Source organism: Mucilaginibacter yixingensis (assembly GCF_041080815.1).
In the GTDB taxonomy this organism is placed as follows: Bacteria; Bacteroidota; Bacteroidia; order Sphingobacteriales; family Sphingobacteriaceae; genus Mucilaginibacter; species Mucilaginibacter yixingensis.
The window spans coordinates 3,534,509-3,551,399 of record NZ_CP160205.1; the positions used below are offsets into that span (position 1 = coordinate 3,534,509).

The following is a 16,891-nucleotide window of genomic DNA, read 5'->3' on the forward strand; positions in this document are numbered from 1 at the left end:
AAGTCATTGTTATAACAAATTATGCCCAACGTATAACACAGCTAAACAAACAGATTTTTGAAGGAATAAGAATGACGCTCTTTACAACGGATAAGAAAAGTGATGGTCCACTTAAACAACATGCAAGCGGCGGCTATAACTAATATAACAGTGGTGTTGCCAAATTTGGTTAATAACAAAGCCAATGCAATAGATATAATGTTTACCGTAGCCAGTATAAGGGTAGCCTGAATGTGGTTAAAACCTAACAGCAGGATGCGATGGTGCACGTGGTTTCTGTCGGCCGCAAATGGCGATCCGCCGTACATGATGCGTAAGGTAAATACACGCAGGGTATCAAAAATGGGTACTATTAAAATAGCTACAGCTAGTGCCGGCACCGAGTAGATGTGCGATAAAGCAACATCAACCGTACGGTTAACTTCTATAAACTTAATGGCCATTACTACCGAAACCATACCCACCATCAGGGAGCCGGTATCGCCCATAAATATTTTTGCGGGCGTGATATTGTAGCGCAGAAAGCCAAGTAAAGCACCTACCATAGCCAAACAAATACCAGCCAGCTCATATTGGTGAATGCGGACAAATAAAATAGCAAAGGTTAAATTGGCAATAATACCGGCGGTAGCAGCCAGCCCGTCAATACCATCAATCAGGTTAAAGGCATTAATAAGAAGTATGATGGTAAGGATAGTAAAGACTACGCTATAAACATAATCAAGCTGAAAAACGCCCAATACGCCATAAAGGCTGGTTAATCTGATATTACCGGGGATAACCAGTATAGCGCTTACCACTACTTGCACCAGCAGCTTAGTGCTGGGATTAACGCCCGACAGATCATCTTTCAGCCCCATAGCAAAAAGTACGGTACAGGCCGCCAGCATACAGTTAAGCGGCAACTGCTGCCCGGTTATGCAAAAAAGCAACAAGGTGATAATAAAACTGGCAAAAATGGCCAAACCGCCAAGGCGAGGTATGCCCTGATCATGCTGCTTACGAAAATGTCCCAGATCATCATACAAATGGCGGGTGCGCGCAACATGCAGTATAGAAGGCATTGCCACCAATGAAATCAACATTGACGACAGCAGGATTAACGTATAATATAATAACTGATGATTATGTAAAAACTCAGGCATCCATCAACAAATATCGCTCGGCTTAAATTATTAATAAACCGCAAATATAACTAAAGATACATCAGCTTAAATATTGTTTCAACTTACGCAACGGTTTAATTATCAACACAAGAGCGGGCCAGAGAATACCATGCGTTTTCATGGCGCGATAATCGTTTTTCCAGGCCAAAATTCTTTTCTTCAAGTTGCCGTTACTCGCTCCGCCTATTTGCATACAAACCATTACCCGCGGCAGGTAATATACGCTGGATTGATGGGTGTGAATAAAGCGCAGCATTAACTCATAATCGGCAGCGGTACCGTAATTATTACTGTATGGGCCGAAATTGTCATACAATTTTTTTAACGCATAAAATGACGGATGCGGAGGCATCCACCCCCGATTAAACGCGCCGTGACGGTAGCCGCCAGATCGCCAGCGACGAGTAACCCGGCCATCGGCGTTAACAAAGTCAATATCGCCATAAACAACATCGCAATGCTGGGTTACAAAAGCATTGCCTACCTGTTTCAGGATATCGCCGGCCGCAAATTGATCATCGGCGTTAAGAATACCTATCACATCACCTGTAGCCAACTCCAAGCCTTTATTTATGGCCTGATAAATACCGCCATCGGGTTCTGAAATAAAGCGGGTAATATATTGGCGATACTTGTTGATAATTGGCAGAGTATGATCTGTAGAACCACCGTCAATTACAATGTATTCAAGGCCGGGGTGCTGCTGGTTAACAACCGACTGAATGCACCGTTCAATAGTAGCACCTGCATTATAGCAAACTGTTATTATTGATATTTTGATAGCCGTCACCCCGATAATTTTATATCTTAGAGGAAGCAAAAATATATTATTTTTGTAACCCTTTATTCATAAGCGCCGTTCAAAAAGATATTTATGTGTCTAAAAAAGCTGTTGTTGATTTGTGTTACAGTATTATTATGTTCATCGTGCGCCGTGCATCAGTCACACCTCCTTTTTGAGCAAAAAAGCGCTAATGTAGCAGATACAACCCATCTCCCCTCCTCTTTATCGGCTTACCGTATTATGCCTGATGATGTTTTGCAGATCAGAAACCTGCAAAGTACCGCTTATCTTACAGTTGGCACGGGCGCAACAAGCACCAATAGCGGCCCGGGAGGCGGCACAACCGGTGCTGGCGAAAGTTTTCAGGTAGAAGAAGACGGCACCGTAACACTTCCTGCATTGGGCCACGTACCCATAGCCGGCCTTACCCGTCATGACGCGGCCAGGAAGATAGAAAAACTGTACCGAGATTCATTGCTGCGCAACCCTATTATTGATCTAAAGATCATGAATCTGAAAGTGACTTTATTGGGCGAAATCAGTGCGCAGGGCAATATCCCTCTGCTTAAAGACCGTACCACCCTGATAGACGTTATTGGCCAGGCAGGCGGGCTAACTAAATTTGCCGACGAAAAGCACGTGAAGATTATTAGGGGCGGCAAGGACAATCAAACCGTTATTTATGCCGATCTAAGCGATATTAAAACCATAAACGATCCCAAAATTCTGTTGCAAAACAACGATATTATTTATATTGCACGAAACAAAAGGGGCATACGTGAAGATAATTACCAAAACATATCAACCATTATACAACCCTCAGTCTTAATTTTAAACACGGCGTTAATTATTTATTCACTTTTACGCTAAATGCAGGAGACAGAGAAGCTTCAGAAAAAGTTACCTAACCAGGAGGTTGATTACTTTAAAATAGGCAAAATATTATTAAGCCGCTGGTATTGGATTGCCGGTACTGTGCTTACTGCACTTGCCATATCTAATATTTATTTGTGGTATACCCCAAAGCTGTATCAAACATCCTCGTTAATAAAGTTTGAAGATAAAAAACCAGATATTACAGATCTGGCCAGTCCGGCATCAAGCAACTCATCAACCGCTATCAGAATACAAAGCGAACTATTTGTATTACAAAGCAGCCAATTGTTGTTAAGAGCCATAAAAGATCTGGATTACCAGGTTAGCTTTTATATTGCAGGACGGGTACGTACTACCGAAACTTATCCGCAAAAACCGCTCGACATACAATTTTTACGGTATGATAGTCTAAATCTTTTCCGTGATTTGATTGCGTTTAAGGCTCATGACAATAACCAATTTAATCTGACCTACAAAATTGCTGGGAAAAACGTAAGCCGGGTATATGCATACAATACCCCTATTACCATCGGTCCTACTACTTTCTCTATAAAAAACCCGGGCGGCATTAACCCCAATAGTGTTTTTCAATTTAAATTTAATCTCCCCGAAGATTTTCTGGGGCGTGCCCGCGGGGGCTTTCATGCCGGCGAAATATCTAAATATTCAAACATTATCAGCTTGTCTGAAACGGATTCAAACCCTCAGTTTGCGGCCGACATACTGAACGCGATAATGACCGAGTATTTAAAGTATGACTTGGAGCAAAAAACCAAATCGGCGTCGCAGATCATTGATTTTATTGATAAACAACTTGCTTTTTTATCAAGCGAGGTAAAAGGGTCTGAACGCTCCTTACAGGAGTATCAACAAAAAAACAGAATAGTAGATATATCTAATGCCTCAACATCTGTTCTTGAGAAAGCAAGAAAAATTGAGACCGATCAGGAATTGTTGAAAATGCAATTGTTTGCCATAGATCAGCTCAAAGATCAGCTACTTAAAGAAAAAGATAACGTTAATCTCAACTTTAACTTATCGGGGACGGTTGATCCGATGTTGTCTCAAATTATCTCCAACTTCAACAATTTACTAAATGAGAAAAACTCATTATTAAAAATTTACAATGCCAACGCGCAGCCTGTTGCCGACATCAATCGACAGATACTTGTTATTAAAAACGCTGCCATAAACAACGTAAATAGTTCGCGTAACATCGTTCAGAAAAACCTTGATTATCAGAACAAATTAGCCGCTCAGGTTGAGCAGCAAATGGCCTCATTGCCCGTATCTGAGCGTAGTATGGTGGGGCTGCAACGCAATTATGAAATTAATGAGAAGGTTTACTCTTTCTTATCTGAAAAAAAGCTTGATGCACAGATCAGTAACTCGGCTATTTTGCCCGGCGCAAGCATAGTAGAGCGCGCACAGCCCAATTATGGGCCGGTATCACCAAATGAGCACGATGTTAATCGTATGGCGTTAATTATTGGCCTGGTGTCTGGTTTGGGTATTATTATTCTTATCCGGCTACTTAACCCTTACATCTACGATAAAGAAACGGTTGAAAGTTTAACTACCATCCCGATTATTGGTGTTATACGGAAGTTCCCGGCAGATCTGGACGAGGATAACTCTCAATTACTGGCGCTTACCAAACCCCGGTCATTGTTTGCCGAATCTGTGCGCTCAGTTCGTACAAACCTTAGTTTTCTAGCGTCAGAAAAAGACCACAAAGTAATCTGTATCACATCAGAGATCGCTGGCGAGGGAAAGTCATTTGTTGCTGTAAACATCTCAAGCACATTAGCACTAATCAGCAAAAAAGTAATATTGATTGGGGCTGATTTACGCCGCTCAAAGTTACATCGTACATTCCATGCAAATAATGATAACGGATTGAGTAATTATCTGGCCAGCCAATGCCATCTGGAAGATATTTTGCATCAGTCAGAAATTGAAAACCTGGATTTTATCACCTCCGGGCCGGTGCCCCCCAATCCATCGGAATTGCTGCACAATGTGCGCATGCGCGAACTTATTGACGATTTGAAAAAAACCTATGATTTTATTGTTATAGATACTGCGCCTATTGGTTTGGTGTCAGACTCTATTCCACTTATCAGGATGAGCGATATCAACGTTTTTGTAATACGCTCGGGCAAATCCAAATATTACTCGGCTACGATACCACAACGCATGGCCCAGGAATATCATTTGGATAATACTGTAATTGTACTTAATGCTTTTGCCGAAGATTTGCTACATTCAAGATATTACACCACCAGGATTACCGGTGATGGTTATGGCAACCGATACTATTATTATTCTGACTACTCAGGATACTCCGGCTCCGGTTACTATATTGATGATGATGAGAAGCGAAAATGGTGGGATGTTAGAAAGTGGTTTAGAATTAAGTAACGGCAGAGAGATCTTGGGCGAGACTATACAAACAGAAAAATGGTATCCGGTTTATACCCATCCGCGTGCCGAAAAAAAAGCATATTTGGCACTAACTCAAAAGGGAATAAACACCTACCTGCCTCTGCACAAGCAACTTAAACAATGGAGTGACCGTAAAAAGATAGTTGAAGAACCCCTTATCAAATCATACCTGTTTGTAAAAATCTCTCCCCAGCAGCAAGCTGAGGTGCTGATGACAAAGGGGATAGCCAGATTCTTATACTTCTCAGGAAAAATAGCCACCATGCCAGATCGACAAATAGATGACCTGAAACTACTCATGGTCAGTGCGGTTGAGGTGGAGGTAACAGAAGAGAATCTGGTGCCGGGGGAAAAAGTTAAAATTAAAGCCGGACCATTAAAAGGAATGCTGGCAGAAGTAGTTGAATACCGATCGCAAAGGCAACTGGCCCTGCGCTTTGAAGATATGGGTTGCTGCATTATTATACATGTGGCAGCCTCTTATATTAGCCGCATTTAACAGTGCAGCTGGCAAAAACACTATCAACACAAAGCGCTGATAGTTAATTTGTTACAATATAAATTGTGACTCACGGGGCGAAGCTGTGCCCAATCACCAGGCACCATGTGCAGAATAGCGGGAATAATTTCTGATAAGTTATCTGAAGATGAACTAAATCAGCGGGTGGCTGCCATGTGCCACATACTGGCGCGTGGTGGGCCGGATGATGAGGGTTTTTATTATGATGCCAGTGTTGGACTGGCTTTCGGACACCGTCGGCTGTCAATCATCGATCTGACCAACAACGGCCACCAACCCATGAGCGATGCAAACGCGCAAACATGGATAACCTTTAATGGCGAAATCTATAATTATCTGGAATTAAAGGCCCAGCTGGTAGCTCTTGGCGCAACCTTCTACTCGAAAACTGATACGGAGGTAATCATTCAGGCTTACAGGCACTGGGGAACGGCTGCATTTGGAAAACTGAGGGGCATGTTTGCTTTTGCACTGTACGACAGCGAAAAAGAGCTCACCTGGCTGGTTAGGGATACTACCGGTATTAAACCACTGTACTATTACAGGGGCGACGGAGATCTTTATTTTGCTTCTGAAGTTAAAGCATTAAACAGCTGCGGTTTAACGTTAAAAACAGACAAGGATTGGAGTATTCGGTTTCTGGCTTATGGACATATACCAGAACCCTACACCACTTATGAAAACGTTTTTAGCCTGCCCAAAGGGCACTATTTGTGTTGGAACCACCGCTTAAAAAGTTTTACAATCAATAAATTCCCTGCTGAATTGCAGCAATCGGCATCCATTACCGGCAAAAAGGAGGCAGAGGAGCGGCTAAGCCAGGCCCTGGATATAGCAGTAAAACGCCAGCTTACGTCAGACGCACCCATTGGCATTTTTCTAAGTGGCGGCATAGATTCTAGTTTGGTTACACTCTTAGCGGCCAAGTATAGCCACCAGTTGCAAACGGTATCTATATATTTTGATGATGCACAATATAATGAGCGTAAATACCAGCAAATCATTCAGCAGCAGGTATCGGCACAACATTATCAACACCTGGTAAAACAGCAGGATTTTACAACCCATTTCGATGAAATATTGGCCGATATGGACCTGCCTACTACCGATGGTATCAACAGCTGGTTTATCAGCAAATATGCGCGCCAGAGTGGTTTGAAAGCTGTTCTTTCTGGTGTGGGAGCGGATGAGCAATTTGGCGGATATCCATCGTTCCAGCGCATAATGATAATGCCATATTTACGTGCGATACCTGATTTTTTTCGTAAAATTCTAGCAGCGAGTAATGACAAACTAAAACGCTTAGAATTGTTATCATACAAGCATCCGGTTGCTGAGTACTTGTTTTTAAGAGGGTTATTTACCCCTTCTGAAATTGCGGCAGTATTAAGCAAACCGTTAACGGTTGTGACCGGAGTTTTATTTAGCGACAAGATGGACTTGCATGGCGTCACTGGAAAAAACAAAGCAGCGTGGTATGAAACCCATATGTATATGCAAAACCAGTTATTACGCGATACAGACGTAATGAGCATGGCGCATGGGTTGGAGGTGAGGGTGCCGTTCTTAGACGAAGACGTGCAAAAATTAATTGGCAATATTGCACCAGGCATAAAATTCAGTAATAAGCCAACTAAAAAGTTATTAATTAAATCATTTAGTCAGCTGCTGCCAAAAGCTATCTGGAACCGGCCCAAGATGGGATTTTCTTTTCCATTACAAACATGGATGCAAGAGCACCCTGAAATTGGCAGTGCTGAGTTCTATAAAAACCCGGCATCTAAACGCCTTATTAATGGTTTCCATTCCAACAAAGTACATTGGTCCAAAGCCTTTGCGCTATACCAGATCAGGGTAAAACAGCCACAATCAGAAATATTGCATCAAAAAGTGTTATACCTCACGCTCAGTACCTTCAGCACTACCGGCGGCGTACAGAAAATGGGGCGGACAATGGGTTATGCACTACAGCAAATAGCCCGACGTAGTAATTGGGATTATAAATTCTGGTCTGGCTATGATAAAGACTGCCAATTAAACGCAGTTTATACTGATCAGCAAAACTTTAAGGGATTTGGCAAACACCGCGCGTTGTTTGCCGCTGAAGCCGTACGCGAGGGTATACAATCTGACACTGTTATACTAAGTCACATTAATCTGGCTATGATTGGCTGTCTGATCAAAAAGGTGAGTCCGAAAACGAAAGTTTTTCTAATCGCGCACGGTATCGAAATATGGCGGCCGCTATCAGGATACAAAAGAAAAATTTTAACGGCCTGCGACGGCATATTATGCGTAAGCAATTTTACCCGGGATAAGGTTATTAAATCACATCAAATACCGGCAGAAAAATGTATGGTGTTAAACAATGCGCTTGATCCACTTCTTAAACTGCCGCAGCAACTTGATCGCCCGGCTTATTTGTTAGAGCGATATGGCTTAAATGTGCACGATAAGATCGTTTTCACCCTTACTCGCTTAGCCTCAACCGAACAATATAAGGGGTATGAACAAGTAATTAAAGCAGTAGCCCGGCTTAAAAATGAATTCACAAACCTCAAATATGTATTAGCGGGCCAGTATGACGAGCGAGAAGAAGCACGCATACGCGATTTAATTGCTCAGTATGACGTCAACGATCAGATTATTATGACGGGATTTATCAATGACGCCGAGCTGGAGGATCATTTTCTATTGGCCGACCTATTTGTTTTGCCAAGCCGCAAAGAAGGTTTTGGAATTGTATTTATAGAAGCCATGGCATGCGGCCTCCCTGTAATTTGCGGAAATAGCGACGGAAGTGTAGACGCCATTAAAAATGGAGAGTTGGGTACCGCAATTAACGTGGACAATTTAGATGAGCTTACTAAAACAATAAGCCATGCACTTAGCAAGCCGACCGATATAGCCCAAAGACTTGCGTTGCAGCAAAAATGCAAAACATATTTTAATGTGGACAGCTACTCAGACCGATTAGAAGATTTATTAAGAAACAAGCAACAAGCCGCATAACAGTATAACCAATATGGCTACGGTAATTAAGGTAGACAATCTATCTAAGGCATATCAACTGGGATACTTCGGTACCGGTACCCTTTCTAACGATTTGAAACGGTATTGGGCAAAAACTCTTGGAAAGGAAGATCCGTTTTTAAAGATAGGTGAAATAAATGATCGCAGTACAAAAGGCGAAAGTGACATCGTCTGGAGCCTAAAAGATATCAACTTTGAGATTGAGCAGGGTGATGCAGTTGGCATAATAGGCCGTAATGGCGCAGGCAAAAGCACGTTATTGAAAATACTAAGCAGAATTACAGCACCCACTACCGGTTCCGTAAAAATAAAAGGCCGGGTGTCAAGTTTGCTAGAGGTTGGAACCGGCTTTCATGCCGAATTAAGCGGTAGGGAAAACATCTATCTGAATGGTGCCATATTAGGCATGCGAAAAAAAGAAATAGATCGACGCTTTGATGAAATTGTAGATTTCTCTGGCGTGGAACGTTACATTGACACCCCCGTAAAACGATACTCTTCTGGTATGTACGTGCGATTGGCGTTTGCTGTAGCCGCTCATCTGGAATCTGAAATACTAATAGTAGACGAAGTACTAGCCGTAGGCGACGCAGAATTCCAGAAAAAGTGCTTGGGAAAAATGAACGACGTAACTCGCGGACAAGGGCGAACAGTGTTGTTTGTTAGTCATAATATGGGCTCTATACAACAATTGTGCACAAAGGGCCTATTATTACAGCATGGGCTGGTTAAAAACTCCGGCGTTCTAAAACCAGTAATTACAGATTACCTTTCGGGGAATGTTAATAATAGTTATTTCGAATCGGATGAGGATAATACCTACTTTAAAAGGGTTGCATTTAAAGATGACGATGGAAATCGTGCTGCTGCATTCGTTTACAACAAGAATATCAATATTGCTTTCAAATTGCGGATGATAGAAACGGTTGCCGACCTTACCCTGAGTTTCATCCTGAAAAATCAATATGAGGATAATTTAACCAGCCATCATTTTTTATTGACTGGCAACAAAAATGATGAAATTAATATTGAGGCTGTTATTCCAGCTGGATTCATCTTACCTGGCAACTACAAACTGGAAGCCGTTTTACATATACCCAACGTGCTTTTCATAGAAAAACTACCCTTTTATCTTGATTTCAGGATAGATGATTCGGGAAGCATACATTCATCATATGTACAAAATAATTTAGGCCACATGGCATTACCTGTAAAGTGGGCAAAGGTTTAGCAAACTTAAAACGTCTGATAAAAAGTTTATTGGTGCCCGTTGAGTCTCCCCCTCCAACTCAGACAGCTACCGATACCGTACGAGTTGGGCTAAACAGTGTTTTAGATAAAGTGGCTTTCGGCAAATATAATTCGGTGGGTACCAGCTGTTATCTTTATAACACCCAGATTGGCAACTATACCTATTTATCAAATAATGTATCGGTAATGAATACATATATTGGCAAATTCTGCTCTATTGCCGAAGGGGTTAAAATAGCATTGGGTAAACATCCAGTAAACGGTTTTATTAGTACCCACCCAGCGTTTTTCTCTACCCATAAGCAATGCGGTACGACATTTGCCTCCCAAAATCACTTTAGAGAAATGGGAGAAACTCATATCGGAAACGATGTATGGATTGGCGCAAATGCCGTTATTATGGATGATGTTGTAGTAGGCGACGGCGCCATCATCGGAGCTGGCGCAATCGTTACCAAAAATGTGCCGCCTTATGCTATTGTTGTAGGCATCCCAGGTAGAGTGTTGCGTTATCGTTTTGACGAGCAACAAATAACAGATTTACTGGCATTTAAATGGTGGGATAAAGACGAAGAATGGCTAGCCGCCAATTACCAGACATTTCATAACTCAGATCATTTTTTTGATCTAATAAGAAATAACCTTGATAATAGTTAAGCTGCAAGGGGGGTTAGGGAACCAAATGTTTCAGTATGCATTTGCATTAAGTTTGAGTAAAAACAAAAAAGTTTATTTTGACCTTTCTTTCTTAAACAAATACAACTTAACCACCACCAACTTTACAGCTCGCAATTATGAGTTAAGTATCTTCAGCAATATCAAGCAAAGATTTGCCAATAGTATCATCATTAAACTGATCAAAGAAAACCATCTTATTTATAGAGCCTTAAAGAAGTATCTTCTTGATATACATATTATTTATGAGGAGGTAAATGCAAATGAATTGCCTTCTTATCATATTGTGTATATGGAGGGCTACTTTCAGGATGAACGATATTTTAAAAATATCCGAATAGAGCTTTTAAAAAAGTTTAAGTTTCCTGAACTATCGGGCGACGGCCGGTCATTTGCCGATCGTATAAAAACTACCGAAAACGCCGTAAGCATACATGTAAGACATGGCGATTACTTACACCCAATCACAAGCGCTTTTCACGGAGTGCTGTCTGTACAATACTATCAGGAAGCGATAAAGATTGTTTCTGACCAGATAGCGCAACCGCAATATTTTGTTTTTTCTGACGACCCGGACTGGTGTAAAACTAATCTTGCCTTTGTTAAAAACTCAATTCTGGTTTCAGAGAAAAATCTGCAGAACTGGGAAGAGATGTATCTAATGAGCCTTTGCAAGCATAATATTATTGCCAATAGCAGTTTTAGCTGGTGGGGAGCCTGGCTTAATACCAATAATGATAAGATCATCGTCGCCCCAAAAAACTGGTTTGCAGATCAACCAAGCAGTATTATACCACCTGAATGGATACAGGTCTAATTTCTGTTATCATGCCTGCCTATAACGCAGAGAAGTATATAGAGACAAGTATTAAAAGTGTTATTGGGCAAACTTATTCCAACTGGGAGCTGATAATAGTTGATGATGGTTCTACAGATAGAACAGCCTTGATAATAAAAGAAATACAGCTGATAGATAAACGGATTCAATACTATTACCAGGATAATGGCAAACAAGGAAAAGCGCGAAACCTGGGCTTAAAAAAAAGTAATGGAGATTACATCGCTTTTTTAGATGCCGATGATCTTTGGACCAAAGATAGATTGTCTGCCCAGATGTACGTTTTAAACCAAAACAGTCATATTGATTTGATATTTTCTCAAGGCTATCTGCTTAATGATACAGAGGTTTCAAATATGGACGTGATTGTAAAAAACTGTTGGAACCGTTCAGACTTAAATACCTTTATCTCTTGTAACCAAATTCCTGTCCTCTCAGTGCTCATAAAAAAAAAAGCACTGGATGAAGCTAATGGCTTCAGTGAATTACGGCAGATTCAAAATGCAGAAGATTATCATCTATGGATGTCGTTATTATGCTTGAATAAACAATTCATGTCACTATCCAATCGACTGTTTTATTACAGAATTCATCCGGAACAAACCACTTTCAATAACCAGAATTTAAAAGACCCTTTATTTAGTTCATACATTGATATCTTTTACCGCTACAATAAAATAGATATACAGAAACCTATTATCGATAAGATTAAGTGGCTTGTTTTTGATAATACTTATTACAGTCAAACCGTTGATGTTATAGTACAATATTCAAAAAACGTAAATCATTGGCTATTGACGCCTGTAATTAATATCACTTCACGTATAAAGTACCTGGTTTTTAGAAGACTGCTCATAAAACTCCTTTCGGCGCTTAATCGTAACTATGTTTAAAATTTCAATAGTGCTATGTGTATATAATGAAGGAACATTAATATTTAATGCGCTACGTTCTTTATACCAAAATCAACTATTTAACAATTGTGAAATTTTAATTGTCGACGATTGCTCGAACGATACGGTAACACTTCGCCTATTGCAGCTTTTACAAAGGTTTACACGTTTTAAAATCATATCAAGTCCCGCAAACCTTGGTCTGTCTAATTCAAGAAATCTTGGTTTTCTTAACGCCAAGAGTGAATATGTTGTACCTCTTGATGCAGATGACACTTTGCCGCCGAATACTTTAGATATTATCTATCAGACATTTACTGATCACCCAGAATGCGATTTCATTTTTGGCGACTATTATGTTAATGAAACAGATGAAGGCACTTCGACTCTTATCAGCTTAAATACACATTGGGAGAGCAGAAACATTAACATCAAAAGATTATTAGCTGATTGGAAATTATTGGGTACAAGCCCCTGCAAAAAAAGCACATGGAAACAAGCGGGCGGTTATTCTAAAAAATACTCGCATTCCATTCAGGATGTTGACTTCTGGCTTAAGGTACTAGCTAACAACTTAACCGGGCATTACTTAAACCAACCTATCTATAATTGGAATAAAGCCACATCGGGCATGAACGCCACGTTTGATAGAATAAACATGTTATACCTACTGGAGGATCATGCCGAATTTTATTCAAAATTTCAGACCAAACAATATATCTATAATAAAATATTTGAGGGTTACTATCCATATAAAAACAAGCACAAGCTTCTGAACCTCGGGCGGCGGCATTTTTTTTATCTGAGCTTATTGAATAAGCTTCGTTTGGTAAATTTTTCTTTAAAATCAATAATTGGAAAGTAGCCCCTTAATCTCTGTAATTATACCCGTCTTTAATGCAAAAGCCGTAATAAAGAATTGCTTGCAAAGCATAATTAGCCAAACATACAAATCATTTGATGTTTGGTTTATTGACGGAGCATCTAATGATGGCACCCTAGACATCATTCAGGCATATATAAAAGAATACGATTACATCCATTTAGTCAGCGAGCCAGATCATGGCATCTATGATGCTATGAACAAAGGAATAGCTTTATCTAAAGGAAATTGGCGTTATTTTTTGGGCAGCGACGATACTTTTTTTAACGACCACGCACTAGCAAACATTGCCCTAAACATTGAGTCTACCAACGCAGAGGTTGTATATGGAAACGTTATTATGCGCGGAAAAAACCAGTGGAACCTGGACAACGTTGTTTTTGATGGTTTATATACATTAGAGAAACTTATAGACCGTAATATTTGTCATCAAGCTATTTTCTATAAGGACACCGTTTTTCAAAAAAACGGCAACTTTGATCTAACCTATCCAACCAGTGCTGATTTTGATTTTAACATGAGGTGTTATGCCAACGCCACCTTTGAGTATGCCGATGTTATTGTAGCCAATTTCTTTGTTGGCGGCCAAAGCACCCAACATAATGATGAGCGCTTTCATCAGCACCGCGGAGCGTTGATGATGAAATATTTTGGACGGCGTATTTTTACACGTCCGTTCATTAACTCGCGCTTGTACCTGCAACGCGCTGCTTTATCAAAAAACTCCCCACTCAATTTATGGCAGCGCATGTATTGTTTGCTGGCATGTGTTAAACTTAAAATTCAGTCTCTAAGATAATGTTGCAAACACCCGTTCTATTCATCATTTTTAACAGGCCGAAGCAAACATCTGTAACATTTAACGCTATCAGAGCGCAAAAGCCCAAACAACTCTTTGTGGCGGCCGATGGACCGCGAGCAGACCACCAGGATGATGAAGCACAGATTGCTGCCTGCAAAGCCATCATTAAGGCCGTGGATTGGGATTGCGAAATTAAAACACATTACCGCGATAAAAACCTGGGGTGTGGTGCCGGGCCGGCTGATGCTATTACTTGGTTTTTTAGTCACGTTGAAGAAGGCATTATCCTTGAAGATGATTGCGTAGCCAACCCAAGCTTCTTTGACTTTTGCACAGTTTTACTGCAACGTTATCGTGATACAGAACAGGTAATGATGATCTGCGGCACCAGCTATCAACCTGCCCCCCTAGACACTACATCCTATTATTTTTCAAAATATCCTCATGTATGGGGTTGGGCCAGTTGGCGACGTGCCTGGAGCCGGTACAACTTTGTATTGGATTACGAAAATGAATCGGCTATTACCGAAATCATTGCACGCACCTTTATTAATAAGCGCGAGCGTATTAAGTGGATATATAACATGAACCTTATAAAAACAGGCCTCGACGCTTGGGATTATCAGTGGATGTATTGGATATGGAAAAATAACGGTTTGTGCATAACTCCGTGGCGTAATATGATTAGCAATATTGGGTTTGGTGTACACGCTACTCATACCTTTGATGCTGCTTCAAAACAAGCTGAAATGTTACAATATGAGTTAACCGGCATCGTTCATCCGGCAATAGTAAAACAGCATCAACAGGCCGACGCCTATGAGCGCTTTCACATTCTTATTGATCCGCTTCCTGTTATTTATCGCAGAAAGTTTCAATCGGTTATCAACCGCATAAAAAACGTATTCAGTTAGGGACATGTCCGCACAGTTCGTAGCAGTAGTTATACCGGTGTATAAAGATATACCCAGCCATAACGAAATAATCAGTCTACGCCAATGCTTGTCTGTGCTTGGCCATTACCCTATTGAATTTGTAGGACCAGCATCATTAAATACGGCCAGTTACTGCGAGTTTTGCTCCCCCAAGACTCCATTTAATTACAACAGTTTTGACGATGCCTATTTTAAAGACGTCAACGGATACAACCGCCTATTACTTTCTAAAAACTTCTATAAACGATTTAGTAATTACCGATATATCCTTATCCATCAATTGGATGCGTTTGTTTTTAAAGACGAACTGAGTTATTGGTGCCATCAGGGCTATCATTACATTGGCGCCCCGCAAGTTGCTCATTTAAATGGTCCGGGAGAGATTCAGTTTCTTAAAGGCTATTCTAAAGTACTCAACATTATCAATGCCTTGTTTAAAACAAATTATACTGTAAAAAACGTGGGTAATGGGGGCTTCTCATTGCGACATGTAACCAAATGTCTTGGGTTGATGAGTTTAATGCATTCAAAACTTAAAGCCTGGGGAAATTTAAATGAAGATGGCTTTTTTAAATATGCAGGTAATTTATTGTCCCCATACTTTAAACTGCCAACAGAAGACATTGCTCTTAAGTTTGCAGTAGAGATCAATCCCCAGGCTGCAATAGCCAGTCTTAACGGCAGTTTGCCTTTTGGTTGCCATGCTTTTGATAAATATGAACCGGAGTTCTGGGAGAAATATATTCCAGGTCTAAAAACAGAATTTGCCAATGCCAATCAATCTGCCAGATCTAACTGAATACCGTGCGGCATTTGAAGCAGAAGGCGTAACTCCACCTTTCTTGGAAGTACCTGTTACCACCAACGGTTTATTGGATCAACTGCCAACGCCCCTGGTCGATAAACAAGGTTGGCCCTGGACGGCACAAACCAATGCTGCCATATATGACAAATGTAACAACTGGCCCAAACTCACCATTGTTACCCCATCATATAATCAGGGGCAATTTCTGGAGCAAACTATACGATCGGTACTATTACAAAACTATCCCAATCTTGAATATATCATTATAGACGGGGGAAGTACAGACAATACGGTAGAGATACTTGAGAAATATTCGCCATGGATAAGTTACTGGCACAGCAAAAAAGATAACGGACAAAGCCATGCCATTAATATGGGGTTTAGCATAGCCTCGGGCGATTATTATGCATGGATAAATAGCGACGATTTTTACCTTGAGGATACTTTCCACACTGTGGCTAAAACATTTCTCAATAAAAAAGTAGATTTCATTTATGGTTACGGTTATAATTTTAAAGTCGCCACACAACAATACCACCTGATACAAACCCCTCCTCTGCTCGACTATTTTTTAAGAATACCTGCACTTATACAGCCATCTTGTTTTTGGCGCGCCACTATTCATCAACCACTTTGGGAAGAGCTCCATTGTTCGCTCGACTATGAACTTTGGCAGCGTTTAGTTAAAGGGCATTTGCGCAAACTGATTAAAAAGCCCTTGTCTGTAGCCAATATTCATGATGAGAATAAGACAACCAGCCCGGCTATGAGTGCGGCGTGGGAAAAAGACCATAAACTTATATGCGATAAAAATGCCCACGGGCCCGTCTATAACTGGGATAGGATTATGCATCTTTATAGGTTCTACAAAAAGTTCTGGGGAGTGAAATGAACCGGCTGTTCGTTAATTCTTCAAAAAACTTAAAAGTTTCTGCTGGTAATCACATCCTTGGGGCTGGTACTTATAAAGGCAATCTTATTA

The 16,891-nt window shown here is 40.7% G+C and carries 14 protein-coding genes and 1 pseudogene; 13 read left to right on the forward strand and 2 right to left on the reverse strand.

Annotation, left to right across the window (positions count from 1 at the left end):
- Window positions 1-41 precede the first annotated feature (41 nt).
- A complete protein-coding gene (locus ABZR88_RS14230; RefSeq protein ID WP_245916977.1) occupies window positions 42-1,085 on the reverse strand; it encodes an MraY family glycosyltransferase in 1,044 nt (347 codons plus the stop codon).
- A gap of 121 nt (window positions 1,086-1,206) precedes the next feature.
- Window positions 1,207-1,986 carry a glycosyltransferase family 2 protein gene (locus ABZR88_RS14235; RefSeq protein ID WP_369434694.1) on the reverse strand — a complete coding sequence of 260 codons (780 nt, stop codon included), beginning with the start codon at window positions 1,984-1,986 and terminating at the stop codon, window positions 1,207-1,209.
- Between the two features lie 54 nt (window positions 1,987-2,040).
- Between ABZR88_RS14235 and ABZR88_RS14240 the strand changes: the two genes are divergently transcribed.
- From ABZR88_RS14240 to ABZR88_RS14300, 13 genes and pseudogenes are all read left to right on the forward strand, one after another.
- The gene (locus ABZR88_RS14240; RefSeq protein ID WP_107826693.1) at window positions 2,041-2,820 is read left to right on the forward strand and encodes a polysaccharide biosynthesis/export family protein; all 780 of its coding nucleotides are present in this window, start codon (window positions 2,041-2,043) and stop codon (window positions 2,818-2,820) included.
- Window positions 2,821-5,250 carry a tyrosine-protein kinase family protein gene (locus ABZR88_RS14245; protein ID WP_107826692.1) on the forward strand — a complete coding sequence of 810 codons (2,430 nt, stop codon included), beginning with the start codon at window positions 2,821-2,823 and terminating at the stop codon, window positions 5,248-5,250.
- Window positions 5,195-5,773: a UpxY family transcription antiterminator gene (locus tag ABZR88_RS14250; RefSeq protein WP_369434695.1), complete on the forward strand. Its 579-nt coding sequence runs from the start codon at window positions 5,195-5,197 to the stop codon at window positions 5,771-5,773. The genes ABZR88_RS14245 and ABZR88_RS14250 overlap by 56 nt, the downstream gene beginning before the upstream one ends.
- Window positions 5,774-5,878: 105 nt before the next feature.
- Window positions 5,879-8,806 (forward strand): asparagine synthase (glutamine-hydrolyzing), encoded by a 2,928-nt coding sequence (gene asnB / locus ABZR88_RS14255; protein WP_107826690.1) that lies wholly within the window; start codon window positions 5,879-5,881, stop codon window positions 8,804-8,806.
- A gap of 13 nt (window positions 8,807-8,819) precedes the next feature.
- Window positions 8,820-10,058: a polysaccharide ABC transporter ATP-binding protein gene (locus tag ABZR88_RS14260; protein ID WP_107826689.1), complete on the forward strand. Its 1,239-nt coding sequence runs from the start codon at window positions 8,820-8,822 to the stop codon at window positions 10,056-10,058.
- A 368-nt stretch (window positions 10,059-10,426) separates the two neighbouring features.
- Window positions 10,427-10,642: pseudogene (locus ABZR88_RS14265) on the forward strand (CatB-related O-acetyltransferase); the annotation flags it as partial.
- Between the two features lie 145 nt (window positions 10,643-10,787).
- Window positions 10,788-11,570: an alpha-1,2-fucosyltransferase gene (locus tag ABZR88_RS14270; protein WP_245916974.1), complete on the forward strand. Its 783-nt coding sequence runs from the start codon at window positions 10,788-10,790 to the stop codon at window positions 11,568-11,570.
- On the forward strand, window positions 11,555-12,484 hold the full coding sequence (locus ABZR88_RS14275) for a glycosyltransferase family 2 protein (RefSeq protein WP_107826687.1): 930 nt from the start codon (window positions 11,555-11,557) through the stop codon (window positions 12,482-12,484). The genes ABZR88_RS14270 and ABZR88_RS14275 overlap by 16 nt, the downstream gene beginning before the upstream one ends.
- The gene (locus tag ABZR88_RS14280; RefSeq protein WP_107826686.1) at window positions 12,477-13,349 is read left to right on the forward strand and encodes a glycosyltransferase family 2 protein; all 873 of its coding nucleotides are present in this window, start codon (window positions 12,477-12,479) and stop codon (window positions 13,347-13,349) included. Before ABZR88_RS14275 ends, ABZR88_RS14280 begins: the two co-directional genes overlap by 8 nt.
- Window positions 13,339-14,166, forward strand: coding sequence for a glycosyltransferase family 2 protein (locus ABZR88_RS14285; RefSeq protein WP_107826685.1), 828 nt, complete (start codon window positions 13,339-13,341; stop codon window positions 14,164-14,166). Before ABZR88_RS14280 ends, ABZR88_RS14285 begins: the two co-directional genes overlap by 11 nt.
- On the forward strand, window positions 14,166-15,083 hold the full coding sequence (locus ABZR88_RS14290; RefSeq protein ID WP_107826684.1) for a nucleotide-diphospho-sugar transferase: 918 nt from the start codon (window positions 14,166-14,168) through the stop codon (window positions 15,081-15,083). Before ABZR88_RS14285 ends, ABZR88_RS14290 begins: the two co-directional genes overlap by 1 nt.
- A 37-nt stretch (window positions 15,084-15,120) precedes the next feature.
- Entirely contained in the window at window positions 15,121-15,903 is a 783-nt protein-coding gene (locus tag ABZR88_RS14295; RefSeq protein ID WP_146166452.1) for a DUF5672 family protein, read from the forward strand.
- A complete protein-coding gene (locus ABZR88_RS14300; protein ID WP_107826682.1) occupies window positions 15,875-16,801 on the forward strand; it encodes a glycosyltransferase family 2 protein in 927 nt (308 codons plus the stop codon). The genes ABZR88_RS14295 and ABZR88_RS14300 overlap by 29 nt, the downstream gene beginning before the upstream one ends.
- The last annotated feature ends 90 nt before the right edge of the window (window positions 16,802-16,891 follow it).